The organism is Albidovulum denitrificans (assembly GCF_002973535.1).
In the GTDB taxonomy this organism is placed as follows: domain Bacteria; phylum Pseudomonadota; class Alphaproteobacteria; order Rhodobacterales; family Rhodobacteraceae; genus Albidovulum; species Albidovulum denitrificans.
Genome location: NZ_PVEP01000003.1, coordinates 210,845 through 236,888, shown reverse-complemented (window position 1 = coordinate 236,888; position 26,044 = coordinate 210,845). Strand labels below are relative to the sequence as shown.

Annotated in this window: 32 protein-coding genes; 17 read left to right on the top strand and 15 right to left on the bottom strand. The window is 65.7% G+C overall.

The features are described from left to right. Nucleotides 1-26: 26 nt before the first annotated feature. The 7 genes from LX70_RS09925 to mutM form a co-directional block, all read right to left on the bottom strand. Nucleotides 27-476, bottom strand: coding sequence for a VOC family protein (locus LX70_RS09925; RefSeq protein WP_105514587.1), 450 nt, complete (start codon nt 474-476; stop codon nt 27-29). A 1-nt stretch (nt 477) separates the two neighbouring features. After that, nucleotides 478-1,587 (bottom strand): DNA replication/repair protein RecF, encoded by a 1,110-nt coding sequence (gene recF / locus LX70_RS09920; RefSeq protein WP_105514585.1) that lies wholly within the window; start codon nt 1,585-1,587, stop codon nt 478-480. Nucleotides 1,588-1,627: 40 nt separating this feature from the next. After that, nucleotides 1,628-2,746 carry a DNA polymerase III subunit beta gene (dnaN, locus tag LX70_RS09915; protein WP_105514583.1) on the bottom strand — a complete coding sequence of 373 codons (1,119 nt, stop codon included), beginning with the start codon at nt 2,744-2,746 and terminating at the stop codon, nt 1,628-1,630. A 109-nt stretch (nt 2,747-2,855) separates the two neighbouring features. Next, nucleotides 2,856-4,223, bottom strand: coding sequence for a chromosomal replication initiator protein DnaA (gene dnaA / locus LX70_RS09910; protein ID WP_245885025.1), 1,368 nt, complete (start codon nt 4,221-4,223; stop codon nt 2,856-2,858). 507 nt (nt 4,224-4,730) lie between these two features. Then, nucleotides 4,731-4,997 (bottom strand): 30S ribosomal protein S20, encoded by a 267-nt coding sequence (gene rpsT / locus LX70_RS09905; protein WP_105514581.1) that lies wholly within the window; start codon nt 4,995-4,997, stop codon nt 4,731-4,733. Between the two features lie 97 nt (nt 4,998-5,094). Next, complete coding sequence (locus LX70_RS09900) at nt 5,095-5,871, bottom strand: enoyl-CoA hydratase (RefSeq protein ID WP_105514579.1); 777 nt, start codon at nt 5,869-5,871, stop codon at nt 5,095-5,097. A 59-nt stretch (nt 5,872-5,930) separates the two neighbouring features. Next, nucleotides 5,931-6,782, bottom strand: coding sequence for a bifunctional DNA-formamidopyrimidine glycosylase/DNA-(apurinic or apyrimidinic site) lyase (gene mutM, locus LX70_RS09895; RefSeq protein WP_105514713.1), 852 nt, complete (start codon nt 6,780-6,782; stop codon nt 5,931-5,933). Between the two features lie 82 nt (nt 6,783-6,864). On the opposite strand from mutM, the gene ubiE reads away from it, so the two are divergent. Continuing rightward, nucleotides 6,865-7,617 (top strand): bifunctional demethylmenaquinone methyltransferase/2-methoxy-6-polyprenyl-1,4-benzoquinol methylase UbiE, encoded by a 753-nt coding sequence (ubiE, locus tag LX70_RS09890; RefSeq protein ID WP_105514577.1) that lies wholly within the window; start codon nt 6,865-6,867, stop codon nt 7,615-7,617. Between the two features lies 1 nt (nt 7,618). Continuing rightward, the gene (ubiB, locus tag LX70_RS09885; RefSeq protein WP_105514575.1) at nt 7,619-9,148 is read left to right on the top strand and encodes a 2-polyprenylphenol 6-hydroxylase; all 1,530 of its coding nucleotides are present in this window, start codon (nt 7,619-7,621) and stop codon (nt 9,146-9,148) included. A gap of 3 nt (nt 9,149-9,151) precedes the next feature. On the opposite strand, the gene LX70_RS09880 is transcribed toward ubiB, so the two are convergent. After that, nucleotides 9,152-9,820 (bottom strand): flagellar hook capping FlgD N-terminal domain-containing protein, encoded by a 669-nt coding sequence (locus LX70_RS09880; protein WP_105514573.1) that lies wholly within the window; start codon nt 9,818-9,820, stop codon nt 9,152-9,154. A 9-nt stretch (nt 9,821-9,829) separates the two neighbouring features. Then, nucleotides 9,830-10,888 carry a flagellar hook-length control protein FliK gene (locus tag LX70_RS09875; protein ID WP_146111577.1) on the bottom strand — a complete coding sequence of 353 codons (1,059 nt, stop codon included), beginning with the start codon at nt 10,886-10,888 and terminating at the stop codon, nt 9,830-9,832. Between the two features lie 248 nt (nt 10,889-11,136). On the opposite strand from LX70_RS09875, the gene LX70_RS09870 reads away from it, so the two are divergent. The 6 genes from LX70_RS09870 (at nt 11,137) to LX70_RS09845 (ending at nt 14,857) form a co-directional block, all read left to right on the top strand. After that, the gene (locus LX70_RS09870) at nt 11,137-11,418 is read left to right on the top strand and encodes a rod-binding protein (RefSeq protein ID WP_105514569.1); all 282 of its coding nucleotides are present in this window, start codon (nt 11,137-11,139) and stop codon (nt 11,416-11,418) included. Next, nucleotides 11,408-11,761 carry a hypothetical protein gene (locus LX70_RS09865; RefSeq protein WP_105514567.1) on the top strand — a complete coding sequence of 118 codons (354 nt, stop codon included), beginning with the start codon at nt 11,408-11,410 and terminating at the stop codon, nt 11,759-11,761. Before LX70_RS09870 ends, LX70_RS09865 begins: the two co-directional genes overlap by 11 nt. A gap of 206 nt (nt 11,762-11,967) precedes the next feature. Next, on the top strand, nt 11,968-13,176 hold the full coding sequence (locus LX70_RS09860) for a flagellin (protein WP_105514566.1): 1,209 nt from the start codon (nt 11,968-11,970) through the stop codon (nt 13,174-13,176). 87 nt (nt 13,177-13,263) lie between these two features. After that, nucleotides 13,264-13,638, top strand: coding sequence for a flagellar biosynthesis regulator FlaF (gene flaF, locus LX70_RS09855; protein WP_105514564.1), 375 nt, complete (start codon nt 13,264-13,266; stop codon nt 13,636-13,638). Continuing rightward, nucleotides 13,635-14,039, top strand: a complete 405-nt coding sequence (flbT, locus tag LX70_RS09850) for a flagellar biosynthesis repressor FlbT (protein ID WP_105514562.1) — start codon at nt 13,635-13,637, stop codon at nt 14,037-14,039. The genes flaF and flbT overlap by 4 nt, the downstream gene beginning before the upstream one ends. Then, nucleotides 14,036-14,857 carry a DUF1217 domain-containing protein gene (locus LX70_RS09845; protein WP_105514560.1) on the top strand — a complete coding sequence of 274 codons (822 nt, stop codon included), beginning with the start codon at nt 14,036-14,038 and terminating at the stop codon, nt 14,855-14,857. Before flbT ends, LX70_RS09845 begins: the two co-directional genes overlap by 4 nt. 50 nt (nt 14,858-14,907) lie before the next feature. On the opposite strand, the gene LX70_RS09840 is transcribed toward LX70_RS09845, so the two are convergent. Beyond that, nucleotides 14,908-16,227 (bottom strand): FliI/YscN family ATPase, encoded by a 1,320-nt coding sequence (locus tag LX70_RS09840; RefSeq protein ID WP_105514559.1) that lies wholly within the window; start codon nt 16,225-16,227, stop codon nt 14,908-14,910. A gap of 81 nt (nt 16,228-16,308) precedes the next feature. Between LX70_RS09840 and LX70_RS09835 the strand changes: the two genes are divergently transcribed. From LX70_RS09835 to LX70_RS09795, 9 genes are read left to right on the top strand one after another with little or no spacing between them, the layout of a single operon-like run. Beyond that, nucleotides 16,309-16,692, top strand: coding sequence for a FlgB family protein (locus tag LX70_RS09835; protein WP_105514557.1), 384 nt, complete (start codon nt 16,309-16,311; stop codon nt 16,690-16,692). A gap of 14 nt (nt 16,693-16,706) precedes the next feature. Further along, the gene (flgC, locus tag LX70_RS09830) at nt 16,707-17,099 is read left to right on the top strand and encodes a flagellar basal body rod protein FlgC (protein ID WP_105514555.1); all 393 of its coding nucleotides are present in this window, start codon (nt 16,707-16,709) and stop codon (nt 17,097-17,099) included. Nucleotides 17,100-17,115: 16 nt separating this feature from the next. Then, nucleotides 17,116-17,415 carry a flagellar hook-basal body complex protein FliE gene (gene fliE / locus LX70_RS09825; protein ID WP_105514553.1) on the top strand — a complete coding sequence of 100 codons (300 nt, stop codon included), beginning with the start codon at nt 17,116-17,118 and terminating at the stop codon, nt 17,413-17,415. 2 nt (nt 17,416-17,417) lie between these two features. After that, the gene (locus LX70_RS09820) at nt 17,418-17,684 is read left to right on the top strand and encodes a flagellar biosynthetic protein FliQ (protein WP_105514551.1); all 267 of its coding nucleotides are present in this window, start codon (nt 17,418-17,420) and stop codon (nt 17,682-17,684) included. 1 nt (nt 17,685) lies between these two features. Beyond that, the gene (locus tag LX70_RS09815; RefSeq protein ID WP_105514548.1) at nt 17,686-18,405 is read left to right on the top strand and encodes a flagellar hook-basal body complex protein; all 720 of its coding nucleotides are present in this window, start codon (nt 17,686-17,688) and stop codon (nt 18,403-18,405) included. Nucleotides 18,406-18,416: 11 nt separating this feature from the next. Beyond that, the gene (gene flgG, locus LX70_RS09810; RefSeq protein WP_105514546.1) at nt 18,417-19,202 is read left to right on the top strand and encodes a flagellar basal-body rod protein FlgG; all 786 of its coding nucleotides are present in this window, start codon (nt 18,417-18,419) and stop codon (nt 19,200-19,202) included. Then, on the top strand, nt 19,202-19,624 hold the full coding sequence (flgA, locus tag LX70_RS09805; protein ID WP_105514544.1) for a flagellar basal body P-ring formation chaperone FlgA: 423 nt from the start codon (nt 19,202-19,204) through the stop codon (nt 19,622-19,624). Before flgG ends, flgA begins: the two co-directional genes overlap by 1 nt. Before the next feature lie 12 nt (nt 19,625-19,636). After that, nucleotides 19,637-20,362, top strand: coding sequence for a flagellar basal body L-ring protein FlgH (gene flgH / locus LX70_RS09800; RefSeq protein ID WP_105514543.1), 726 nt, complete (start codon nt 19,637-19,639; stop codon nt 20,360-20,362). Between the two features lie 6 nt (nt 20,363-20,368). Further along, entirely contained in the window at nt 20,369-20,914 is a 546-nt protein-coding gene (locus LX70_RS09795; RefSeq protein ID WP_105514541.1) for a flagellar basal body-associated FliL family protein, read from the top strand. Between the two features lie 15 nt (nt 20,915-20,929). On the opposite strand, the gene LX70_RS09790 is transcribed toward LX70_RS09795, so the two are convergent. The 5 genes from LX70_RS09790 to LX70_RS09770 are packed head-to-tail and all read right to left on the bottom strand — an operon-like array spanning nt 20,930 to nt 25,953. Further along, complete coding sequence (locus tag LX70_RS09790) at nt 20,930-21,307, bottom strand: hypothetical protein (protein ID WP_105514539.1); 378 nt, start codon at nt 21,305-21,307, stop codon at nt 20,930-20,932. Continuing rightward, nucleotides 21,304-22,371, bottom strand: a complete 1,068-nt coding sequence (gene flhB / locus LX70_RS09785; RefSeq protein ID WP_105514537.1) for a flagellar type III secretion system protein FlhB — start codon at nt 22,369-22,371, stop codon at nt 21,304-21,306. The genes LX70_RS09790 and flhB overlap by 4 nt, the downstream gene beginning before the upstream one ends. Next, complete coding sequence (locus LX70_RS09780) at nt 22,368-23,129, bottom strand: flagellar biosynthetic protein FliR (protein WP_105514535.1); 762 nt, start codon at nt 23,127-23,129, stop codon at nt 22,368-22,370. The genes flhB and LX70_RS09780 overlap by 4 nt, the downstream gene beginning before the upstream one ends. After that, on the bottom strand, nt 23,126-25,213 hold the full coding sequence (flhA, locus tag LX70_RS09775) for a flagellar biosynthesis protein FlhA (RefSeq protein WP_105514534.1): 2,088 nt from the start codon (nt 25,211-25,213) through the stop codon (nt 23,126-23,128). The genes LX70_RS09780 and flhA overlap by 4 nt, the downstream gene beginning before the upstream one ends. After that, nucleotides 25,213-25,953, bottom strand: a complete 741-nt coding sequence (locus LX70_RS09770; protein WP_245885024.1) for a transglycosylase SLT domain-containing protein — start codon at nt 25,951-25,953, stop codon at nt 25,213-25,215. The genes flhA and LX70_RS09770 overlap by 1 nt, the downstream gene beginning before the upstream one ends. Nucleotides 25,954-26,044 lie beyond the last annotated feature (91 nt).

Here is a 26,044-nt window from a genome sequence, read left to right as displayed (position 1 = left end):
GTAGCTACAAAAGCCCGACGCATATGTTACGCGGACCCTACGGCGTCACCACCGGGCAAAGTCAGGCTTCCATCTTCGCCCAGCGGCCAGAACGGGTTCATCGCCACCTCCCACACATGGCCGTCCGGGTCGGCGTAATAGCCCGAATACCCGCCCCAGAAGACCTTCTCCGGTGCCTTCAGGGCGGTCGCCCCGGCCTTTAGCGCGGCGTCATAGGCGGCGTCCACCTCACCCTCGCTGGCGAAGTTCTGCGCCAGCGTCATGGCCCCGGTGCCAAGATTTGCGCCGGGGCGTCCCTGATCGGCGGCGAGGTCGGATTTTCCGAACAATCCCAATACCATACCGTTCATCTGGTAGAAGGTGACCGCCTCTTGCGACTGCGGATGGGGCTGCCAGCCAAGCGCCTCATAGAACGCGCGGGCGCGGGCGATTTCCGTGACGCCCAGCGTGATAAGCGTGACCCGTTGTGGTGTCATGTCAACCTGCCTCCCCGGCCCGAGAGGTGCCGTTTTCATCAATGACTTCAATGGTTTGGGATCGCCCTTCCAACCCCTCGAACAGCTCCGGCCCGGTCCCGGTCAGAAAGGCCTGCGCCCCCAACGCACAGATTTCATCATAAAGGGCCGCCCGCCGCCCCTCGTCAAGATGCGCGGCGATCTCGTCCATCAGAAGGATCGGCGCGGCGCCGACCTCCTCGGCCAGCGCACGGGCATTGGCAAGGATGAGAGAGATCAGAAGCGCCTTCTGCTCCCCGGTCGAAGCCTGCGCCGCGGGCATGTCCTTTTCGGCATAAAAGGCAACAAGATCAGTACGATGGGGGCCGGTCAGCGTCCGCCCCGCGGCCATGTCGCGGGTCCGTCCGGCGGCCAGGGCGGCCAGCAATTCCTCCGCGCCGCCCCCTTCGTCGCCGCCATCCGCCCCCTCGATCCGCAGCGCGGCGACGGGAAAGGCAGTCCGCGCCTGCTCCTGCGCCTCGCGCACGCGGGTCACGGCGCGCGTCCGGTTGGCGCGCATCACCGCCCCGGCCTCGGCCATCTGTTCCTCAAGCGCATCGTACCAGCGCCCATCGCGCACCTCATCGCGCAGCAGGCGGTTGCGTTCCCGCATCGCCTTTTCATAGCGCAGGACGGCATCGGAATGGCCCGGTTCGAACGATAGCGTCATGCGGTCCAGAAACCGCCGCCGCCCCTCTGCCGCCTCGATCCAGAGCCTATCCATAGCGGGGACAAGCCACAGGATACGCAAGATACGCCCCAAAGCCGCCTGTGGTGCCGCCTTGCCGTCGATCAGGACAGACCGCCCCCCGGCCTCGGACCAGCCGGTTTCCACCTCATGCCGGTCGCCCAGGCTTTCGGCCTCCGCCTTCAGCTTCCAGCCAAGCCGTTCGGGCCGCCGGGCAACCTCATCCGGCCCCGCGCGGCGCAGACCGCGACCGGGCGACAGGAGCGATACCGCCTCAAGAATATTGGTCTTTCCGGCCCCGTTCGGGCCATGGATCACAACCGGCCGGCCATCGAAAATCAGAGCGGTGCGCCGATGCGACCGGAAATGTGACAGAAGAAGCGATGTGACCGCGAAAGCAGACAGAGCGCCCCCACTTTCCCCAGCGATCCGACCGGCGGCCGGATCAGACGCGCATCGGCATCACGACATAGACCGCCGAGGTGTCATTGCCTTCGCGCATCAGCGTCGGATCGCCGGAGGAGTTGAACAGGAACACCGCATTCTCACGGTCCACCTGGCTTGCGATTTCCAGCAAGTATTTGGCGTTAAAGCCAATATCGAGTTTCTCGTCGCCATAGGCCACGGCAAGCTCTTCCTCGGCAGCGCCACTGTCAGGGGCGTTGACCGACAGGATCAGACGGTCCTCATCCAGGGACAGCTTCACCGCGCGGGAGCGTTCGGAGGACACGGTTGCGACCCTGTCCACGGCCTTCGCGAACTCTGCCGCGTCCACCTCAAGCCGGCGGGTGTTGCCGATCGGGATCACGCGGGAATAGTCGGGGAAGGTGCCGTCGATGACCTTGGAGGTCAGCGTGATCGCGGGTGTCGCAAAGCGCACCTTGGTCTCAGACACTGACACCGCGATCTGCGCCTCATCGTCTTCCAGAAGCTTGCGCAATTCGCCCACCGTCTTGCGGGGGACGATCACGCCCGGCATGTCGTCGGCGCCTTGCGGCAGCGGCGCGTCGATCCGGGCAAGGCGGTGGCCGTCGGTCGCCACGCAACGCAGCGCCGGACCCTGTTCGCCCTGCGCGACATGCATGTAGACGCCGTTCAGGTAATAGCGCGTCTCTTCGGTCGAGATCGCGAATTTCGACTTGTCGAAAAGCCGCCGCAGCATCGGCGCGGGGGCGGAGAAATTGGCGCTGTATTCCGAAGACGCCATCACCGGGAAGTCTTCCTTCGGCAGCGTCGCCAGTGAAAAGACCGACCGCCCCGCCTGCACCGTCAACCGGCCCGAGGCGCCGTCATCGGTCAGTTGCACCAGCGCGCCGTCCGGCAGTTTGCGGACGATTTCGTGCAGCATCACCGCCGACACGGTCGTGGCGCCCGCGCGCTCGACCTGCGCCGGGGCCTTGTCCACCACCTCGATGTCCAGATCTGTGGCGCGGAAGCTGACGGTGTCGCCCTCGGCCTCCATCAGCACGTTGGCCAGGATCGGGATCGTGTTGCGCCTTTCGACGACCGATTGGGCCTGTCCGACCGCCTTGAGAAGCGTGGCGCGTTCGATGCTGATCTTCATGTCCGTCCCCTTGACGTCGCCGGGAGGGGAAAAGTAGCAACTTTCCCCCGTGGCTCAAGAATTTTCGGGAATGTCCGATGGATTGATGGGGTGGTCAAGGCGCTTCTGGTCACGCCTCAAGCAAGCGGCGCAGAAGATTGATGTCTTCGGCCAGTTGGCTGTCGGTAGACATCAACTCCTCCACCTTCCGTATCCCGTGCATGATCGTGGTGTGATCGCGCCCGCCAAAGCGGCGCCCGATCTCGGGGAGGGAGCGGGTAGTCATCGTCTTGGCCAGATACATCGCGACCTGCCGCGGCCGGGCGATGGTGCGCACCCGTTTGGGGCCGATCATGTCGGCAAGGCGGATGTTGAAATGCTCGCTGACCTTGCGCTGGATCTCCTCGATCGTGACCTTCTGGCTGGAGGTGCGCAGGACGTCCGCCAGACAATCCTGCGCGAGGTCGAGGGAAATCTCGCGCCCCACAAGCGAGGCAAAGGCAAAGAGCCGCGTCAGCGCGCCTTCCAGCACCCGGACATTGGTCGTGATCCGATGGGCGAGGAATTCGAGAACCCCGCCGTCGATCCGAAGGCCGGGGTTCTGCGCCCGGTAGTTCTCGGCCTTCTGTTGCAGGATGCCAAGGCGCAGCTCGTAGTCGGTCGGGTGCAGGTCGACGACAAGGCCGCATTGCAACCGGCTCTTGATCCGCTCTTCCAGACCCTTGATCTCGCCCGGCGCGCGGTCGGCGGAGATGACAATCTGCTTGTTCTGATCGACCAGCGCGTTGAAGGTGTGGAAGAATTCGTCCTGCGTGCTGTCCTTGCCGGCGATGAACTGGACATCATCGACCATCAGCACGTCGACGGAACGGAACAGCTCCTTGAAGCTCATGATCTGCTTGTCGCGCAGCGCCTGGACGAAGCGGTACATGAACTGTTCGGCCGACAGGTAAAGCACGCGCAGTTCAGGCTGGCCGTTCTGCAATTCATGCGCGATCGCATGCATCAGGTGGGTCTTGCCAAGGCCGACGCCACCATAAAGGAAAAGCGGGTTGAAGGTGACCGGCCCGCCTTCGGCGACACGGCGGGCGGCGGCATGGGCAAGCTCGTTCGGCTTGCCGACCACGAAACTGTCAAAGGTGAAGCGGGAATCGAGCGGGGCGCCCGGAAGCTCTGCATCATCGGACGCGCGCTGTGGGGCGGCAGGGCGCGCGGCGCGGGTTGCGGCGCGTGCGGTAGGCGTGGGGCGGGCCTCAGGGGCCGCGACGTGGAACTCTACCCGCTCGACCGCGACCTTGTTCTGCCGGAACTGGTTCAGGATCGTGTCGGCGAAATTGCGCGACACCCAGTCACGCATGAACTTCGTCGGCACCAGAAAGCGCAGGATACCCTCGTCGAAGTCCAGAACGGTCAAGGGTTCGATCCATGAGGCGAAGTTATTCTCTCCGACCGTCTTGAGAAGTTGCTTGCGGACGATCCCCCACGAATCCTCGGTCATTTGTTCCTTGCCCAATTTTAACTTTTTGCGGCGCAACACGCGCCGGTTCCTACCGAGCGATCCATCGCGCCGCACAGCCGGACAGTGTGGCGCCGAAGCGCCGGAACACCTGCCTCCGGCCGGAAGCATCTTCGAATTGGACATGGCCACAAGCTCAACCAGAGAGGACCCCCGGTTGAATCGGCAGCAGCGCAGAGGCGGACGCCCCCGTCGTTTCAGTATCCCTTGCGGCCATTTGTTCGGCCTGCATGGCGGACGGATCGGGTGCAGCCGCCGATCTGTCCAAGGTTACCGCATGTCCCCCCAAGGACGATGTGAATCGCAAGGCTGAAGCTACCAAGCCGCCCGAAGCGGGGGCAACCGATCTTCGCTCTTGACTCACCCTTTGCCGAAGAGAATCCGAGAGCCTGTGCAAAAGGGGCACAGAACCGCCCAAAAGGTTCGAAAAGCACAAAAAAGGCGTGGCTTGCACCACGCCTTCCGAAACTTCTCAGGACCGCTTTGCGATCAGGCGGCGAGCGATTTCACCCGCGCGGAGAGGCGCGACATCTTGCGCGCCAGCGTGTTCTTGTGAACGACGCCCTTGGCAACGCCCCGCGCCATTTCCGGCTGGGCGGCGCGCAGCGCGGCGGTGGCGGTTTCGTGATTGCCGGACGCGATCGCCTCTTCGACCTTGCGCAGGAAGGTCCGAATCCGCGAGCGGCGCGCCTTGTTCACATCCTGACGACGCTCGGCCTGGCGGGCGCGCTTCTTGGACTGGGGCGTGTTGGCCATTTGTTATGTCTTCCGATTTCGGTTCGGGTAAATCTGAAGCCGCGCTTCTAGGGCCGACTCGGGGATAAGTCAACACACCTTCTGCGGCTTTCTCGCCCTATTTGTCGCGGAACTGCGGCTCTCTTTTCTCAAGGAATGCCTGCATGCCTTCCTTCTGATCCTCGGTCGCGAAAAGCGCATGAAAGACGCGGCGTTCGAAAAGAAGCCCCTCGCGCAGCGTCGTCTCATAGCTGCGGTTGACGGCTTCCTTCACCGTCATCACGGCGACCTGCGATTTCTCGGCAATCTTGCGCGCCACGCCCATCGCCTCGGGCATCAGCTTGGCCAAAGGCACCACGCGCGAGGCGACCCCGCTGCGCTCTGCCTCGGCGGCGTCCATGAAACGCCCGGTCAGGTGCATGTCCATCGCCTTGGACTTGCCCACGATGCGGGTCAGGCGCTGGGTGCCGCCGATACCCGCGACGACGCCAAGGTTGATCTCCGGCTGGCCGAATTTCGCGTTATCCGCGGCGATGATGAAATCGCACATCAGCGCAAGCTCGCAGCCGCCGCCAAGGGCATAGCCCGACACTGCGGCGATGACCGGCTTGCGAAAGCGCAGGAAGGCCTCGTTCAAAGGCCCGAACATGTCGGAGGTGAAGACATCGACGAAGCTTTTCTCCGACATCTCCTTGATGTCGGCACCGGCGGCAAAGGCCTTTTCCGAGCCGGTCAGAACGACTGCGCGCACCTTGTCATTGCCTTCGGCCGCGCCAAGCGCCTCGGTCAGTTCCTCGACCACCTTCGAGTTGATGGCATTCAGGGCGTCCGGCCGGTTAAGCCGGATCAGGGCGACGTCGTCCTCGATATCGACCACGATCGTTTGGTAAGCCATGGGTCCTCGCCTTTGCGTGACTTTGACCGAGTCCTAACAGCCATGCGGGGGCGATCAAGTCATCTTTGGCATTTCGGACAATGGAAGGTCGACCGGCCCGACTGGACGATGCGGCGCACATGCCCGTCGCATCCCGGCGTGGGGCAGGGCGCGCCTTCGCGATCATAGACGCGGAAGGCATGCTGGAAATAGCCAAGCTCCCCATCCGTCCGGCGATAGTCGCGCAAGGACGATCCGCCCGCCTCGATCGCCTCGGCCAGGACCGCGCGGGTCAGCGGGACAAGGGTGGCAAGGCGGGCGTCGGAAATGCGCCCCGCCACCCGGCGCGGGTCGATGCCCGCGCGGTGCAGGATCTCGCTGACATAGATATTGCCAAGCCCGGCCACGATACGCTGATCCAGAAGCGCGGCCTTGATCGGCATCCGCCGCCCCTTCAGCCGCGCGATCAGGTAGTCCTCGTGAAACGCATTGCCCAGGGGCTCCGGCCCGAGGTCGCGCAGCAGCCAATGCGAGTCCCGCCCGGCGGTGGGCATCAGGTCCATCGCCCCGAACCGGCGCGCATCGTTGAAGGTGACGCGCGCGCCGTTGTCGAAATCCAGCACGACATGGTCATGCTTTTCCGGCGCAGGGTGGGCGTGATGGAACGCGCCGAGTGTATCGCCCGAAATCAGGATGCGGCCCGACATGCCCAGATGGATCAGAAGCGTCTCATCCGTGGACAGATCGGCAAGGATGTATTTCGACCGCCGCGTCAGCCGCAGGACACGCGCGCCCGTCAGCCGCCCGGCCATGCCTTCGGGCAGCGCAAAGCGCAGGTCGGGGCGCCGGATGTCGGCTGTCACGATCACCCGCCCCTCGATCACGGGCATGAGGCCGCGGCGCACGGTTTCCACTTCGGGCAGTTCGGGCATGTCGCTCCAGCCATCGCGCCGCATTGTCATGGCGGCCAAGGCCCTTATAAGGAGGGGGAGTTTGCATAAACGGCAAGGCCCGATGACAGAACAACACGCCCGCGAGACGCATTTCGGGTTCCAGACCGTCGCCGAGGACGAAAAGGCAGGCATGGTGCATGGCGTGTTCACGCGCGTCGCCAACCGCTATGACCTGATGAACGACCTGATGTCGGTCGGTATCCATCGTCTGTGGAAGGACGCGATGATGGACTGGCTTGCGCCGCGCGCGGGGCAGCGTCTGCTTGACGTGGCGGGCGGGACCGGCGACATCGCCTTCCGCTTCCTTGCCCGTGCGCCCGAGGCGCGCGCGACCGTCCTCGACATGACGGAATCGATGTTGATCGAGGGGCAGAAACGGGCCGAGGCCGAAAACCTTGCCGACCGGCTCGACTGGGTCGTGGGCGACGCGATGGCGCTGCCCTTCGCGGACAATACCTTTGACGTCTACACGATCAGCTTCGGCATCAGGAACGTCACCCGCATTCCCGATGCGCTGGCCGAGGCGTTTCGCGTGCTGAAACCCGGCGGGCGGCTGATGGTGTTGGAGTTCAGCCAACTGCCGAACCCGGCGCTGCAATGGGCCTATGACCGCTATTCCTTCAATGTGATCCCGGCGATGGGGCAGGCGGTGGCGAATGACCGCGACAGCTATCAGTACCTCGTGGAATCGATCCGCAAGTTCCCCGATCAGGACAGCTTCGCCACCATGATCCGTCAGGCAGGGTTTGAGCAGGTGAAGTATCGCAACCTGACGATGGGGGTCGCCGCGCTCCATTCCGGCTGGAAGATCTGAGGTGCGCGGCCCGCATAACATCTGGCGCCTGATCCGCACCGGCGCGACCTTCGAGCGCACCGGCGCGATGAGCGTCGCGCTTGAGGCGATGGAAGCGCCGCCGCGCCTGCGCCTTGCCGCCCGCGTCCTCGGCTGGCCGTTCAAGTGGCTCGGCTATCGCGGCGACCCGGCGCTGCCGCCTGTGACGCGCGCGCTGACGGCCCTTGGCCCGGCCTATATCAAGTTCGGCCAGGTCCTTTCGACCCGTCCCGACGTCGTCGGGACCGAGCTGGCCAACCAGCTTCGCGTCTTGCAGGACAAGCTGCCGCCCTTCCCCAGAAAGGTCGCCATCGCGACGCTGGAGGAAGAGCTTGGTCACCCGATGGCCGACCTTTTCACCGAATTCGGCGAACCCGTCGCCGCCGCCTCCATCGCGCAGGTCCACCGCGCCCGCACGGCGGCTGAGGGCAAGGACGTGGCCGTCAAGGTGCTGCGGCCGGGGATCGAACGCGCCTTTCGCCGCGACATCGACGCCTTTCACTTTGCCGCGAAGCTGATCGAAACCCTCTCCCCCGCCTCGCGCCGCCTGCGGCCCACCGATGTCATCGACCATTTCGAGGGCGTGGTGATGGGCGAGCTGGACCTGCGGCTGGAAAGTGCCGCGGCCTCCGAATTCGCCAAGAACACCGAAGGGGACGCGGGCTTTGCGGTGCCGGTGCCGCTTTGGGACCTGTCCTCGCGCCGGGTGATGACGCTGGGCTGGGCCGAGGGGATCGCGCTGGGCGACGTTCCGGCGCTGAAGGCTGCCGGGCATGACCTGAACGCGCTGGCCGAACGGGTGCTGCAACTTTTCCTCAGCCACGCGCTGCGCGACGGGTTCTTTCACGCCGACATGCACCAGGGCAACCTGAAGGTGTCCGCCTCGGGCGATATCATCGCCTATGACTTCGGCATCATGGGGCATATCGACGAATATACCCGCCGCGTCTATGCCGAGATCCTGATCGGCTTCATCCGTCGCGATTACCGCCGCGTGGCCGAGGTGCATTTCGAGGCGGGCTATGTCCCCGCCGACCGCGACATCGACGAATTCGCCCGCGCCCTGCGCGCCGTGGGGGAGCCGATCTTTGGCATGGATGCCAGCCGCATCTCCATGGCAAGGCTCCTGTCCTATCTTTTCGAGGTGACGGAGCGGTTCGGGATGCAAACGCGGACCGAGCTGATCCTGTTGCAACGGACCATGGTGGTTGTTGAAGGCGTCGCGCGCTCTCTCGATCCCAACATGAACATCTGGCAATCGGCGCGCCCCGTGGTCGAACGCTATATCAAGGAAAACATCGGCCCCCGCGCGTTGATCCGCGATCTGGTCAGGACGGCGCAGGTTCTGGGCCGTTTCGGCCCCCGCCTGCCGCAGATCGCCGAACAGATGCTGACAAGGCAGACAGAGCGTGAGGTGCCCGCGCCCAGGGGCCGTCTGGGCGAACGGCTGGCCCTGCTGGCGGCGGGCGGGCTGATCGCCGTTCTGGCCTTCGCGCTGGAGCGCTGGTTCTGACGTTTACCCGGCGGCGCGCAGCGCACCGATGTCGTTCACGGTGACCTCTGCCCCGCTGTCGAGGGTAAAGACCGTCCCCGCCTGATCGCTGCGCACCTCGTTGATGCGGGCATAGCTTTCGACGGCGGTGGCGCCGATCAGCGTGTCGCCGGAATACCCCTCAAGCCGGAAGCTGTAGGTGCCCGAGGGCAGCGACTGCCCCGTCGCATCCGTCCCGGCCCAGACGATGGAGCCGGTCCCCACCGGCGCAGTATAGCGCGCGACCTCATTCCCGGCGGAATCGAGTGTGACCAGATCGGCCCTGTCCGCGCCCGAGACCGGCGACAGATAAAGCGTCAGTGGCGCGCCATCGAAGGAGACGGGCGCCGTCACCCGCGCCTCCATCCCCACCCATGGGGCATATTGCGTCAACCCGCCGCCGCCAAGCTGGGCGGCGAGGGATTCGAGAAGGGTGTTGGTCCTGACCTGCTGCTCCACGCCCGAGAAGGTCGCAAGCTGCTGGGCATAATCGCTCGAATCCATCGGGTTCAGCGGGTCCTGATTGCGGGCCTGCGTGGTCAGCATTTTCAGAAAGACCTGAAAATCGCTGCTGAGAAGCGCGCCCTGATCGGACGTGCCGGCCTGTGCGGTCGAGGTGGCGGCGGTGGTCGTGACGGGGGAAATGGTGCTCATCTCTGGGTCCTAGATACGAAGGTCGAGCGCGCCGTCGGGGGCGGGGCGGCTTTGATGGATCGGGGCGGGCGGGGTCTTGCCCTGCGGGGTGTCCAGCGTGTCGATCGGGTCGGCCCGGAACATGTGCTGGCGCGCAGTGGCGCCGCCGTCATGGGTCTGACCCCCGAAGGAAAACGACACGTCGCGATAGCCCATGTCGCGCAGGTCCTGCGCCAGAATGTCGATATGCCGCCGCATCAGGTCGAGCGTGTCGGCCCGGTCGGCATGCAGGGTCACCGTCGGCGTCGCCGTCGTGTGGTCGCGCAAAAGCAGGCGGATGTGGCCCAGTTCTTCTGGCGAAAGCGCGATTTCGACCGAACCGCCTTCCATATGACGGATCGCGTGGGCGACGGAGTGGGCGGCCTGCCGACCGATATCGGTAATGCCCGCGCCCTGCTGGGTGGTCTGCGGGGCGGGGCCGTCGGAGATGTGCTGCGGTTGCGTCCCGGCCGGAGTGGTGGCCACGGATGGCAGAGGTGTCGCGGCCGTCCCGGAGCCGTCCGATCCCATCGTCGCGGCTTCCTTGGCCACAGATGGCGTGGGGGACGGATCGCCAGACCCGGAAGCGTGCTGCGCGGGTGTACTTTTGACGGCAGGGGCGGTGTCCGGCCCGGCCCCGTCGTCGGTGGGGAGGTCGGTCAATTCCGCAACCATCGTGCGGGCCTTGCTGTCTTCCGCTTTGCTGGCCTGAGGCGCGCCGCCCTGGTTGGCGGCTTCAGCCTTGCCGTCACTGCCGTCGGGCGCAAGCCCACCCGGCTCAGCGTCCGGTGTGGCCGACGGCGTCCCCTCCGGCGCATTCCCGGTTTCCGAAAGCGTCGGCGTTTCTGTCACCAGTGACGGCTGGCCGGGTGCGTCGTGCATAGAGGCAGCCGCTTTGGCTTCGACCATCGGGTCGGTGGCGTCGGCAACCTTCGCCGCGCCGGGGGCCAGCCCCGCTTCGCCCCCGTCCGCCGCCAAAGCCGGTTCCAGCACCGCCTTGCCCTCGGCCCCCTCCGGGGTCGGGCGTTCCCCCGCAGCGGCCGCGGGCATCGGCACAGGCGCCGCCATCCCCGCGAAACAGGCCGCGAAGGCCCCCGAATCGTCGCGCTCCGTGTCCCGCGTCCTGGTACCGTCGGCCGTATCTTTTGCAGGCGCCGCAGGCGGCTGAGGCTGAATCGAGATGAGCATTGCGGGCGTGATTTCCATCTGTGACGCGCCCACATTCCCGCATCCCCGTTACCAGAATCTTTACCCCGCCGCGGTTTAGCTTCGGGAAATCGCAGCAATTCGAGGGAACCATGCCGACCGTCCCGCCCGTCTTCACCGGACCCGCGCCCGCCTCGCGCAATGAAACCCTGCGCCAGACCGCCGAAAAGCTGGAAACCGCGTTTCTGTCCGAGATGTTGAAAGCCGCCGGGCTGGGCAAGGCGCGCGAGGCCTTCGGGGGCGGCGTGGGAGAGGAACAGTTCGCCTCCTTCCTGCGTGACGAACAGGCAAAGGCGATGGTCAAGGCCGGTGGTATCGGCTTGGCCGAAAACATCGTTGCCGCACTTGAAAAAAGGACCGGATATGCCGAATGACAGCACTCTTATCGACGACATTCACCATTGCCTCTTCCTGACCGTCGAGGCGGTCATGACCGGGCGGCTTGACAGGCTCGCATCCCATGCCGCCGATCTTGAGGCGCTGGAAAAGCGTCTTGCGGACGCCGCGCCGACGGCCCGCCGCGCGGAGCTGGAAAAGCTGCGGGCCGAGGCTGAGCAAAGCCTGCGCCACCTGACCGCCGCGCGCGACGGCATCCGCGCGGCGACCGAGCGGGTCCGCCAGATCGCGCGCATCCCGTCCGAGCTGTCGACCTATGACCGCGCGGGGCGTGGCAGCACGGTCCAGTTCGATGAACAAAGCCTGGAGCATCGCGCCTGAAAACCGGCGCGATCGTTCAAATGCGTCCTAATTGGCGGACTTCCTTAGCAATTGATTAGGAGTACGCCGCAAGGATCACTCCTGCATCCCCGGAAAGGATGGCGCGGCGGTTCCCGGAACCCCGCAAGGTCAGAATGCCTTCGCGCCCGTCACCGACGGGTCCGTATCAACAGGCACGAAGTGCCGCATCATCTAAGGAAAATCGGATGTCCAGCATTCTTACGAACTCCAGCGCCATGGTCGCCCTCCAGACCCTGCGCGGGATCAACAGCAACCTGTCGAAGACGCAGGATGAAATCTCGACCGGGAAATCGGTCTCCTCGGCCAAGGACAACGCCGCGGTCTGGTCCATCTCCAAGGTCATGGAAGCGGATGTGAAAGGCTTCAAGAGCATCTCTGACAGCCTGTCGCTGGGGGAATCGACCGTCGCCGTCGCACGGCAGGCGGCCGAAACCGTCACCGACCTCATGACCGAGATCAAGGGCAAGATCGTCGCCGCGCAGGAAGACAATGTCGACCGGGCAAAGATCCAGACCGACATCGGGGCGCTTGTCGACCAGATCAAGTCGGTTGTCGGCGCGGCCCAGTTTAACGGCCTCAACCTTGTCGACGGGTCGAATACCACCGTCGACGTTCTGGCATCGCTCGACCGTCAGGCCGGCGGTGCCGTCTCGACCTCTTCGATCACCATCAACGCCCAGGACCTTTCGACCGGCGCCTATGCCGCGAAGAACGTCTTTGGCGCCTCGACGGGCGTGTCCGCCAATGGCGATACGGCCGGGTTCCAGCTCGACAATACGACCGGGACGGGGACGATCGTGATCGACGACAGCGGCGCACCCTTCGTGGCCGGTGACAAGGTCGCCCTGACGATCGGCGGCAAGACGGTCAGCTACACCGTCACCGCCGATGACGTTGCGGCGACCACGACGTCGGACATGGTGGCCGTGGGGCTGAAGAACGCGATCGACGCCCTGGGGATCACCGGGCTGGCCGTTGACTACAACAGCGGTACCGCCGGAACGCTGGCGTTTGCGAACACCGGTGCGAATGACCTGACGGTCAGCGCCCAGTTCAAGAACGCGGGTTCGGGCGGGCTGGCGGCCCTCTCGACGATCGACGTGTCCAGTGCCGCCGGTGCGACCGCGGCGCTCGGCAACATCGAGGGTCTGATCCAGACCAGCATCGACGCCGCGGCCGAATTCGGCTCGGCGCAAAGCCGGATCGACATTCAGAACACGTTCGTGGGCAAGCTCTCGGACTCTCTGAAGGCCGGCATCGGCTCGCTGGTGGATGCCAACATGGAGGAGGCGTCCGCCCGGCTCCAGGCGCTTCAGGTGCAGCAGCAGCTGGGCATCCAGTCGCTGTCCATCGCCAACCAGGCGCCGCAGAGCATCCTGTCGCTGTTCCGCTAAGAAGACCGGCCGGGGCGGGCGCTTTCCGCCCCGGCCACCCCCCCAACACCCCATTCGCTTTGACGAAACAGCCCCGAGGATCATCCCGTGAATGCCTACGTTTTAGCCCGGTCGGCCTATGCAGGCTCGACCAGCCCCGTTCGCACCGATCGCGGCACCGAGTACGAAGCGTTTTCAAGATGCACCCACGCCCTGTCCGACACGCGCTCTGCCGGGGCCGGGTTTCCCGCGCTTGCCCGCGCGCTGCATGACAACCGCAGGCTTTGGAACGCGTTGGCCGCCGATGTGTCCAACGACGCCAACGGCCTGCCTGTCGAGCTTCGGGCGCGGCTCTTCTATCTCGCCGAATTCACCCAGCAGCACAGCCGCAAGGTTCTGGCGGGCGAGGGGGATGTCGGCGCCCTTATCGACATCAACATGGCGGTCATGCGCGGCTTGCGCGGACAGGAGACACGGACATGAGCGGACTTGTTCTGAAACTGGCACCGAAGGAACGTGTGCTGGTGAACGGCGCGGTGATCGAAAACGGTGACCGGCGCTCGAAACTGGCGGTGCTGTCGCCGAATGCGAATATCCTGCGCCTGCGGGACGCGATCCATCCCGGACAGGTGAACACGCCGGTGCGCCGGGTGTGCTACATCGCGCAGCTGGTCCTGTCGGGCGATGCCGAACCGGATGAGGCGCGGCATCAGCTTCTGCGCGGCATTGAACAGCTGAGCCAGGCGCTGACCGATGCCGACAGCCGCGCGCAGCTGACCATGGCGACGGCCGCGATCCTCGACGCGCAGTATTACCAGGCTCTCAAGGCGCTCAGGACGCTTCTGCCGCGCGAGGCGCGCCTGCTTGCGGCCGCCTCGACATGAGCTTTGTCCCCGTCATCCCCACCGCCGGTCTTGCCGGATGGAGCTATCTGCAACGCACCGGCGATGACCAGAAGCGCATCTTCACCGAATCGAGCGACGTTCAGCGTGACACGGCCTATTTCCGCGACCGGATCGGGACGATCACCACGGCCGAAGAACTGGTCAGCGACCGCAGGCTTTTGAAGGTCGCGCTGGGTGCGTTCGGGCTTGGCGATGACATCAACAACAAGTACTTCATTCGCAAGGTGCTTGAGGACGGGACCCTGTCCACCGACGCGCTGGCCAACAAGCTGTCCGACAAGCGCTATCTGAAACTGTCACAGGCCTTCGGGTTTGGCGACTACGCGGTCCCGCGCACCCAGCTGTCGGACTTCCCCGACAAGATCCTTGGCTCCTATGTCGATACCGCGTTCGAAACCGCCGTGGGCGAGCAAAGCAACGCCTTGCGCCTTGCGATGAACGCGGACCGGGAACTGCCCGGCATCGCCGCCGGGTCCAGCAGCGATACCGGGCGCTGGTACGCGATCATGTCCTCCGCCCCCCTGCGGGAGGTGTTCCAGACCGCCTTCGGTCTGCCGCCCTCCTTCGCCGCCATTGACCTGGATCAGCAGGTGACGGCCTTCAAGGACGCCGCGAACCGTTATCTGGGGATCGAGGACCCGGCCGGTTTCGCGGACCCGGACATGCGCGGCAAGCTGATCCGCCTTTTCATCCTGCGCGACACGTCGAGCGCCACGGGCGCGACGACCTCGGGCCAGAGCGCCGCCCTTGCCATCTTGCAGGGGACGGGCACGAACGGGCTTTCGCTGCTTCTGTAGGGCGGCGGCCGCGCCGGGCGCGAACCCGGTCCGGCGAATTGCCCCGCCCCTCAGACCCCGGCCCGCGCCAGGATCGCTTCAAGGCGGCGGTAGCTTTCGGCGGTATCTTCCGGCTCTGGCTCGGCAAGAAAGCCGTCAAGCTCCGGCCAGACCCGGATCGCGGCGTCAACAAGCGGGTCGGACCCCGCGACATAAAGGCCCGACCGGATCATCAGCGCCGAGGAGTCATAGGCCGACAGGATCCGCCGACCCTTCGCGATCAGCGTGTTTTCATCCTCAGTTGCCGCGCCGGGCAGCGACCGTGACACGGACCTGAGAAGGTTGATCGCAGGAAAGCGCCCGCGTTCGGCAATCTCGCGTTCCATCACCACATGCCCGTCAAGGACGCCGCGCAGGATGTCGGCCACGGGTTCGTCCATATCCGACGCGGCCACGAGGACGGAGAAGATCGCGGTGATGTCGCCCACCCCCTCCTCCCCCGGCCCCGCGCGTTCGGCCAGCGACATGATAAGCTGCGCGGCCGAGGCGGGATGGCCACGCACCGACGCAGGCTCCCCCGCCGCGAAGGCGATGTCACGATGCGCCTCGGCAAAGCGGGTGACGGAATCGGCGAAGAGAAGCACCTGCGCGCCCTGATCGCGGAAATGTTCTGCAATCGCCATCGCGGTCCAGGCACAGCGCCTGCGCACCAGGGCCGAACGGTCGGCGGTCGCGCTGACGATGATGCTGCGGGCCAGCCCCTCGGGGCCAAGGACCGATTCGACGAATTCCCGCACCTCGCGCCCGCGTTCCCCGATCAGCGCGATGACGCAAAGATCCGCGCTCATCCCGCGCGCCAACTGGCCGAGCAGCGTCGACTTGCCGACGCCGGAGCCGGCGAAAAGACCGATGCGCTGCCCGCGCACGATGGGCAGGAAGGTGTTGAAGATGGCCGTCCCGGTTTCCAGCCGACCGCCCAGCCGCTTGCGCCGGATGGCAGGCGGCGGCCCGGCCAGGACCGGCCGCTCGACCGCCCCCCGGATCAGCGGCCTGCCGTCCAGCGGTTGCCCCATCGGATCGACGATCCGGCCGATCCAGCTTTCATGCGGGGCGATGCCGGTCACCTCAAGCCGCTCCACCGTGTCGCCAAGCGCGCTGCCATCGGGCGACCCGTCCATCAACGCAATCGCGCCCGAGGGCTGAAGGGCGATGATCTCCCCCGTGATCGCGGGCGCATGGGCAAGCCGGATCCGGTCGCCGAGCTTCCAGCCCTCCGCCCCGCCGCCGATTTCCACCGTCCCGTGTCCGATGGCACCGATGCGGCCAATGTGGCGAACCGCCCCGCAGCCATCCATCTGGCTTCTGAGTGTTTCAAGATCGAGCGCGGCCATCGTACTCCCCGTTTGCTTCTCCTTACGGTTTCTAAAGGAATCACGGTTAAGGCTTGTTGAAAGTTCGGAGGAGAAGCCCCGATGTTCGCAAAGCCCGAGATTCTGACAATCGCATCATCGCTGTCTGCCCATGCCATGCAGCGGCAGGCCCTGATCGCGGAAAACGTCGCCAATGCCGACACCCCCGGCTACCGCGCCAGGGACATTCCCGATTTCAAGGAAAGTTACCTTTCTGCCTCGCCCTTCGGCATGAACCGCACGCGGGAGGGTCATCTGGGTACGCCCGAGCCGCCCTTCGCCGGTCAGGTCGAAACCCAGACGGCGCAGATGTCGCCCAACGGGAACAGCGTTTCGCTGGAGACCGAGATGGTCAAGGCGGCCGATACGCAGCGCGAACACGACCTTGCCCTCGCCGTCTATGGCAAATCGCTGGACATCCTGCGCGCCAGCCTCGGGCGGCGCTGAGGAGGGGCTGAGAGATGAGTGATTTCCAGACCAGCCTGTCGATCGCCGCAAGCGGCATGGAGGCCCAGGCCGCCCGCCTGCGCCACGTTTCCGAGAATATCGCCAATGTCGATACGCCCGGTTACCACCGCAAGACCATCGCCTTCGAGGCGGTTGTCCGCGACGGCGAAAAAAGCGGTGAGGTCCGGGCGGGCAAGGTCCGCCTCGACCAGAGCGAGCTGAGCCGCGTCCTCGACCCCGGCAATCCGCTGGCCGATGCCAACGGATATTACGAAGGCTCCAACGTCGACCTCGTGACCGAGATCGCGGACGCGCGCGAAGCGCAACGCAGCTATGAGGCAAACCTCAGGATGTTCGAACAGACCCGGAAGATGGCGGCAAGCCTGCTCGACCTCCTGCGCCGATAAGGACCAGATCATGACCATGGATATCAAAAGCGCCTTCGCGGCGCAGACCTACCTTCATGCCCGCCCGGCAACCGAGCCTGTGGCGCAGCCCGCCGCAGAAGGCGCAGAAGGGGGCGGTTTCTCCGGCCTTTTCAGCGACTTCGCCCAGACGCTCCGGCAGGGGGAAGAGGCCGCGAAGGCCGCCATGACCGGCGGGGCCGATCCCCATTCCCTGGTCGAGGCGCTCGCCGCAAGCGAGCTTGCCGTCGAAACCGCGGTGACGCTGCGCAACAAGGTCGTGGAGGCCTATCAGGAAATCCTCAGGATGCAGGTCTGACCATGGAAGAGCAGGCATTCTTCGACATCCTGCGCGAAGGGCTGTGGATCGCGGTGAAGATCGCGGCGCCGCTCCTGACGGTCGCGCTGGTTATGGGCGTGGTCATCGGCCTTTTCCAGGCGCTGACCTCGGTGCAGGAAATGACGCTGACCTTCGTGCCGAAGGTCGGGGCGATGATCTTCGTCTTCTGGGTGTCGATGACATTCATGTCCGCCGCCCTTGTCAGCTATTTCACCGACGGGATCATCCCGCTGATCGTGGGGCGCTGAGATGGATAACAGCGTCTACACCACGCTGAACCGCCAGTCGGGCCTGATGTCCGAAATGCGCGCGATCGCGAACAACATCGCCAATGCGGCAACGACCGGGTTTCGCGCCGAAGGGGTGCTGTTTTCCGAACATGTCGCGGGTCTCGGCCGCGCGGCACCCAGCCTGTCGATGGCCAATATCGAGGGCCGGATCGTCAGTCCCGTTCAGGGCGCGCTTGCCCAGACCGGCGGCACCTTCGACCTTGCGATCGAGGGCGACGGCTACTTCCTGATCGAGACCCCCGGCGGCAACCGGCTGACCCGCGCGGGGTCCTTCACGCCCTCGGCCGAGGGGGAGCTGGTGACCCCCGATGGGATGCGCCTTCTCGATGCGGGCGGCTCTCCGGTCGCCATCCCGCCCGGTGCCGCGAAGATCGCCATCGGGCGCGATGGCACCGTCACGGCCGATGGCCTGCCCGTCGCCGGGATCGGCCTTTGGATGCCTGCCGGTGAGACTGGCCTGGTCGCCGACGGTGCCACCCGTTTCGACGCCCCTGACGGGATTGAGCCGATGGAGAACGGCCAGATCTTCCAGGGCTTCGTCGAACAGTCGAACGTCGATGCCGTGGCAGAGATCGCCCGCATGATCGAGGTGCAGCGCGCCTATGAGCTTGGGCAGGGCTTTCTGGACAATGAGGATCGCCGCATCCGCTCGGTGATCGAATCCATGGGACGCAGCTAGGAGAGCGCGCGATGAGAGCTTTGCAGATTGCAGCGACGGGCATGTCCGCCCAGCAGATGCGGGTCGAGGTGATTTCGAACAACCTCGCCAACATGTCGACCACCGGCTACAACGCCCGGCGCGCCGAATTCGCCGACCTGCACTATCAACAGTTGACCCGGCCCGGCACCATCGCGGCGGCGGATGGCACCACGATCCCCGCCGGGGTCCAGATCGGCCTTGGCGTCCGCCCGGCCGCTGTTTCCGTCAACGTCGCGCAGGGGCCGCTCTCTGCCACCGGCGGCGACCTCGACCTTGCCATCGAAGGCCTCGGCTATCTTGAGGTCACGCTGCCCTCGGGCCTGTCGGCCTATACCCGCGACGGGGCGCTGAAACGCTCCGCCGACGGTCTGATCGTGACCTCGGACGGCTACCCGGTCGCGCCGGAAATCACCATCCCCTCCGACGCGCGCTCGATCTCGGTCAATGCCGCCGGTGAGGTCTATGCCTATTTCAACAACCGGGTGCAGCCGCAGCTTCTGGGGCAGTTCACGCTGGCCGGGTTCACGAACGAAAAAGGGCTTGAGGCGACCGGCTCGAACCTCTTCCTCGAAACCGCCGCCTCCGGGCCTGCCAATATCTCTCTGCCGGGGGAAAACGGCCTCGGTACCCTGCGGCAAGGATTCCTTGAGGATAGCTCCGTCGATCCGGTGAAGGAGATCACCGACCTGATCGAGGCACAGCGGGGATATGAGCTGAACGCCAAGGTCATCACCGCCGCCGACCAGATGCTTGGCGCGACGACCCAGGTGCGGTGATGTTAAGGGTCGTTCTTCCCTTGCTCCTCTTTGCCAACGCGGCCGGGGCCGACACGGTCTTTGCGGTCCGCAACCTGCCCGCGCAGACCATCATCGGCCCCGCCGATGTCTTCGTGCAGGATCTGGACGTTCCCGGCGCCGAGGCGCGGCTTGACGATGTCATCGGCCGCGAGGCGCGCACCACGATCTACAAGGACCGGCCCGTTCTGGTGGCGTCCATCGGCGCGCCGACGATCGTCCAGCGCAATCAGGTCGTGCCGCTGCTTTTCTCCGCCGGTGCGCTCGTCATTTCCGCCGAGGGCCGCGCGCTCGATCGCGGGGGCGCGGGCGATGACATTCGCATCATGAACACCACATCGCGGACGACGATTCGCGGCACCGTCCTTGCGGATGGATCCGTGATGGTCGGCTCCGCCCGCTGAAGGAATATCCCGTTGCGAAAACCTCTCCTCGTCCTCTCTCTGCTCCTTGCGGCCGGCTGCCAGCGGCTGGAAAACGTCGGCAAGGCCCCCGGGTTCACCCCCCTTGTCAGTGGCAGCGAATATAGCGCGATGTCATCGGCCGCCCTGCCGCTGACGACCGCCGCGCATACCCCGCAAGAGGCCGCCTCGCTCTGGACCGGTGCGCGCGGGTCGCTGCTCGGCGACCGCCGCGCCGGGAAACGCGGTGATATCCTGACCGTCGTGATCGAGATCGACGACAAGGCGGAGATCTCGAACTCCACCGGCCGCTCGCGCAGCGGGTCCGACAGCATGGGCATTCCGCAGATGCTGGGCATTCCGCAGCGGCTCGATGCGCAGCTGCCCGCCGGGGCGAGCCTTGCGCAGGCCGTCGCGACCAATTCCGCCTCCAGCTATCAGGGCGACGGCTCGGTCAGCCGGAAGGAGAAGCTGACGCTGAGGGTCGCCGCCGCGGTCGTCGATGCGCTGCCGAACGGGGTTCTGCATATCAGCGGCTCGCAAGAGGTGCGGGTCAATTTCGAGTTGCGTGAGCTGATCGTCGAGGGATTCGTGCGGCCCGAGGACATCTCGCGCCAGAATGAGATCACCTATGACAAGATCGCGGGCGCGCGCATCTCCTATGGCGGCCGGGGCCAGATCACCGACGTCCAGCAACCGCGCTATGGCCAGCAGGTCGCCGATGTCCTGCTTCCCTTCTGAGGCACCATGAAGAAACTCATCCCCCTTCTCCTCGGCCTTGTCGGCCTGATCGCCGGTGGCGGCGTGGGCTATGTCCTGCGCCCCGACGCCAAGGCCGAACATCCCGCCGAAACGCCCGCGCCGGACGGTGAACATGCCGAGGCCAAGCCCGAACAAGCGGACGCGCATGCGCCCGCCGAGGCCACGGCGGAGCATGGCGACGGGCATGGCGAGGACGGCCATGCCAGCGCGACCGAGTTCGTGAAGCTCAACAACCAGTTCGTCGTCCCGGTGATTAAGGATGAAAGCGTTGTCGCTCTGGTCATCCTTTCCCTGACCGTCGAGGCCACCACCGGCTCGCGCGAAGCGGTCTTTGCCACCGAGCCGAAGCTGCGTGACAGCTTCCTCCAGGTGCTTTTCGATCACGCCAATGCCGGTGGCTTCGACGGCGCCTTCACCCAGACCGGGCGCATGGCGCAACTGCGCAAGGCGCTGCTTGAACCTGCCCGCGTGGTCCTCGGCGACGCCGTCAAGGACGTCCTCATCACCGACATCGTCCGTCAGGACGGCTGACCGGCCCGCCAGGCGTCAGCGGCGCTTCGCGCCGCGTTCGGCCTGGCGCGCCTTTTCCTCAAGGCTGCCGATCACCCGCCAGCGCGCAAAGCTGTGGCGCGCCGATGCCAGGTCGGTCTCGACCCGCGCCGCGACCTCGTTGCGTTCGGCCGTCAGCGTCCTGCGCTGCTGTTCCACGAGGCCCGAATAGGCCTGAAGTTGCAGCATGTCGCGGCCATCGCTGTCTTCGGACATGCCAGTCGCGGCCCGTTCGGCATTCCGGCCAAGTTCCTCGATCCCGCGGTCCGCCACTTGCAGCCGCTGAAGCGACTTGGCGACCACCGCCAGATCCCGGTCCCGCATCAGCCGGGCAAGCACCTCAAGCCGGGCGAGTTCCTTTGCGGGCATCGTCATTGCCAGCGCCTCCGCGCCTTGGCGCGCATGGTTTCGGCAAAGCGGATGGCGGCGGCGACCGCGGCGAAATGCTCGGGCAGAATCTCCTGCCCCAGATCGACGCTTGCGTGAAGCGCCCGTGCCGCAGGCGGGTCGGAGCGGATCGGCACCCCGGCAAGCGAGGCCGCCTCACGAATCCGCGCGGCAACCTCATCGACGCCCTTGGCGACGCAGACAGGCGCCCGGCCCGAACCCCGGTCCCAACGCAGGGCGACGGCATAATGGGTCGGGTTCACGATCACCACATCGGCTTTCGGAACATCCGCCAGCATCCGCTGCGTGGCGATCGCCTCGGCCCGGCGGCGGCGCTGGCCTTTTACATGCGGGTCGCCGTCCGACTGCTTCATCTCGTCCAGCAGTTCCTGCCGCGTCATGCGGTTGCGGCGCAGGAAATCGTGGCGCTGCCAGAACCAGTCCAGCGCCGCGATGCCGCCGATCATCATAAGGATCAGCGTCAGGAAGCGGACGAAATCCTCCATCAGCCCGGCAAAGGCCAACCGCGCGTCGCGGTACTGCGCCAGCGTCAGCTCCGGCAGGCGGTCGAGGATGAACCAGCCCAGAAGCCCGCTGACGAAAAGCAGCTTCGCCAGCGACTTGACGAATTCAGCAAGGCCAGAGCGGCCGAATTTCTGCCCGGCGTTCTTCAGCGGATTGATCCGCGACAGCTTGGGCTGAAGCTTGTCCGGCGCGAAGACGATGGCGCGCTGGGCGGCAAGCGCGGCCAGGACGGCCAGCGCCGGAAGGACGAAAAGCGGCAGCACCGGAAGCATGAGGCGCATCGCCCCCCCCATCGCGGCGCCAATCAACGGTTCCTCCCCCGTCCGCTGAAGCCCGATCAGCGCGACCGCGCGGGTTCCGATCCCCTCGACGCCCGCCCGCCCGGTCATTACGACCGCCAGAAGCAGACCCGCATAGCCCGCCGCGGTCAACAGTTCGGTGGAGCGGACGATGTCCCCCTTCCGCCGCGCCTCCTCAAGCCTTTGCGGCGTTGGGTCGTGTTCGCGTTCGGCGTCATCCTCGCTCATGGGGCGGCTCCGAACGGGTCGGCGATCCGGGCGCCCAGCACATCGACCCAGATCGAAAGCGCCACCGGCGCGCAGATCGCCAGAAGCACGATTGCCCCCATGGAAATCGCTGGCGCGCCGACGAAGGCGACCATCAGCTGTGGCATGGCCCGGTTGATGATGCCGAGCGCGACGTTGTAGAGAAACGAGATCGCGAAGAAGGGCGCGGCGATGCGGATGGCGAGCGAGAAGCTCGCCGTGATCTGGCCGATGCCCCAGTCCTTGACGGTCGCCGCATCGGGCAGGCGCCCCATCGGCAACACGTCATAGGATGCCACGAACAACTCGCAGACACGGATATGAAGCCCCGCCATCATCGCGAGGCTGAGCGCGCCCCAGACCAGAAGGTGCGAGATGACCGGCATCGGTTCGACCGCGCCGGGAAAAAGCTGGGCGAGAGAGGTCGATTGCGCCGCGATGGTCCCGGCCATCTCAAGCGCGTGGATCAGCAGGCGCAGGGAAATCCCGATCAGAAGGCCCGCCACGGTCTCGGTCCCAAGGGCCTTGAGGAAGGAGATGTCCTGCCCGCCCGTCGCGACGGCGGGGGTGACGATCAGCGTGAAGGCGATGGCGACCGCAAGGCGCACCCGCGGCGGAACTGCCCTTTCGCCGAAGCCCGGCAAAAGTGCCATCGCGGCGCCGACGCGCAGGAACACGACGGCAAAGCTCAGCCAGGCGGCGCCCGCGAACTGTGCCACGTCCTGCAAAAGTCCGGTCATGCGGGGACCATCCCCACCAGCGCGGGCTTCGCATCCGCCGCGATTTCCTCAAACGACAGGACCGGGGCGGTGATGCCGCGTGCCTGCGCGACCGTCTTGACGAAACGCCGCCGTCGGCCGGACGTGATGACGGCCGGGAACACGCCCTTTTCGCCCGACCGCGCCAGCCGTTCGGAGATATTGCCCGCAAGGCGGTTGAACAACTCGGGCGGCAGTGCGATCTCCGGGCTGCCGCGATCCGCGTCGATCTGGTGTTTGGCGAAGGTCTGCTCCCATTCCGGGGCCAGTTGCAGCATCGGCAGGGTGCCGTCCTCGCGCCGGAATTCGGCGACAAGCTGAAACCCGAGCCTGCGGCGGACATGTTCGCAGATCATCTCTGGCTGGCCAAGCCCGCGTGCCTCGGCAATCGCCTCGAGAATAAGCGGCAGGTTGCGGATCGAGACCCTTTCTTCCAGCAGCAGTTTCAGCACGCTTTGAAGCAGGTCGACCGGCACCTTTTCCGGGATGAGTTCATCGTAAAGCTTGCGGTTGGCCTCGCCGCGCGCCGCGATCGAGAGGTTCGTGCTTTCCTCAAGCAGCCGCCGGACCGCCTTCAGCGTCAGAAGCCGCGCGAGGTTGCGGCGGATGATCTCAAGCAGATGGGTTGCCAGCACCTCGACCGGGCCGACGACCGTCGCACCGGCCAGCACGGCGCCTTCCTGATCGGCCAGCGCAAGCCATCGGGCGGGCGCGCCATAGACCGGCTCGGCGATGGTCTGACCGTCGGGAAGCGGCGTGTCCCCGGTCCCGATCAGGGCCAGCACATGATCGGGGAACAGCCGGTCGCGCGCCTGTTCGACGCCGTGGATGCGGATCCGGTATTCGCCGCGTTCAAGAAGCGCGTTGTCGGTCAGCCGTATCTCCGGGAGGATGAGGCCATAGGTCATTGCGACATGCTTGCGCATATTGGCGATCCGCGCCTCGATCCCGGTGCCGGGGTCAAGGACCATGGCAATCAGGCTGGGCGCGAATTCGACGTTGATTTCATCGAGGTCGAGGATGTCGCCCATGGATTTCTGCCGCGGTGTCGCGGGGGCTTCCTCCACCGCGGCCGCCTCTGCCTTGGCCTGTCGGCTTGCCTGGCGCTGGACGACCACCGCCGCGCCGCCAAGCGCCAGTGCGCCGGCAAGGAACGGCAGGAAGGGCAGCCCCGGCACGAAGGCGAACAGCCCCATGAGGAAAGCGACCGTCCCCAGCGCCGCCGGATAGCGGCCAAGCTGGCGGAGAAGATCGCGGTCCGCCGCCCCCGTCGCCCCGCCGCGCGACAACAGAAGCGCCGTCGCGATAGAGATGATGACGGCCGGGATCTGGCTGACAAGCCCGTCGCCGACGGTCAGGATCGCGTAGGTTTCGAACGCGCGGCCGAAGGGCATCCCGTGGACCGCGACCCCGATGACCAGCCCGACGACGATATTGAGAAGCGTGATCAGCAAGCCCGCCACCGCGTCGCCCTTGACGAATTTCGACGCGCCGTCGAGCGAGCCGAAAAAGGTCGTCTCCGCCTGCTCACGCTCGCGCCGCGCCTTGGCTTCGGCATGGTCGATGGCGCCCGCGTTCATGTCGCTGTCGATGGCAAGCTGCTTGCCCGGCATCCCGTCCAGCGCAAAGCGCGCGCCGACCTCTGCCATCCGTCCCGCGCCCTTGGTGATGACGATGAAGTTCACGATCAGGAGGACGCCGAAGACTACAAGCCCGATCAGGATCGAGCCCGACATGATGAAGCTCGCGAAGCCCTCGATGACCTTCCCGGCTGCCGATGTGCCGGTATGCCCCTGCCCGATGATGAGCTTGGTGGATGAGACGTTGAGCGACAGCCGCAGCATCAGCGAGGCCAGCAGGATCGTCGGAAAGGCCGAGAAATCGAGCGGCCGTTCGATGAAAAGGGTGATCGTGAACATCAAGATCGCCAGCGCGAATGAGGCGGCGAGGCCCACGTCCAGCACCCAGGCGGGCATCGGCAGGATCATCATGATGATCACCGCCATCAGCGCGAGGGCAAGAAGCACCGTGGGCTTGAAGATATTGCTCAGCTGGACTTGCGACATCAGTCGATGACCGTCTTCGGGGCAGGCGCGGCGAAGAGGGACCCGGCGCTGCGGCCCTGGATCGGGACCAGAGAGCCGGGCGCCAGCGTCACGCCGGGTTGCAGCAGCGGAAAGAGGTTCGCGCGTTTCGGTTGCGGCGCCTCGGCCCCGCCATTGGCGGCCAGGACAATGTCGGGAATGTCGGGGATCGCGCCGCCATCCCCTGCCAGAAGCGGCCCGCGCAGCCGTTCGAAGCGGGCCTGATAGCGTTCGGCCAGTTCGGTGGTCCGGGAATGATAGGCCCCCGCCGCCTTGCCCCAGCTTCCCAGTTCCGCATGAAGCTGGCCCAGAAGCCGCGCGGCATAAAGCGCGTTCGGGACCGGATCGAACATCTCATCGATGGAGGCGAAGGCCTCGCCATGCCATTTGTAGTTGATCTGAAAGCACCCGATGTCAAAGCTGCGGGCGCCGCGGGCATATTCCTTGTCGACATAGGCCTTTGCCGCCTCGCGGCTTTCGAACCAATGCCCCTTGCCCTCCATGTTCACGGTCCAGGGCCAGGGCCGGAACGCCTTGCCGCGCTTGCGGCCCGTCTCGGTCAGCGAAATCGCCTTGAGGACGGAAAGCGGCACACCCGTGCGTTGGGAGGCAAGGCCCGCCATCTGGTCGCAGATTGCGGCGGTGTCCTCGGGTGTCGCCACGCCGGGCGATCCGGCGCCGATCAGGCCGACGAAAAGGGAAAGCCGGAGGAAACGGCCCAAGGGGGAAACTCTCTGCGCTGTCATTCTGACCTGTCCGCGGCATTCTTGCTTGCAGGCCCAGCCTCGCCCCACATGGTTGAGATTCGGTAAC